Consider the following 308-nt stretch of genomic DNA (forward strand, 5'->3'; position numbering starts at 1 on the left):
CCAGCATATAGATATGTTGCGGCCCCTCATGAATCTCACCAGTAACACGGTTTTGAACGAGGTATTTGCTTTGCAACTGCACCGTAGCTGCATAGCCAAAAAGATCGTCACGTTTCGGCTTAATGTAATTGCCGAGTTCTTCGATCTCTTCAAACGAATAATGTGTCAGCAAATCCTTGTCATAAACGCCCTTGTTAACGTTCTTGACAATGTGTTGGTAGAAGTTCGGATAGTCGTAACGACCGAAGGCATCTTTGCGGATTTTAAAAATGTTCAGGCGGGCAGCCACCTGTGAGTAATTTGGTGCT

At 44.5% G+C, this 308-nt stretch carries 1 pseudogene; it reads right to left on the reverse strand.

From position 1 onward, the window contains the following. Positions 1-308 (reverse strand): annotated as a pseudogene (locus LZP73_RS19790) (ribonucleotide-diphosphate reductase subunit alpha); the annotation flags it as partial.

The organism is Shewanella sp. AS16 (assembly GCF_021412365.1).
Lineage (GTDB): Bacteria > Pseudomonadota > Gammaproteobacteria > Enterobacterales > Shewanellaceae > Shewanella > Shewanella salipaludis.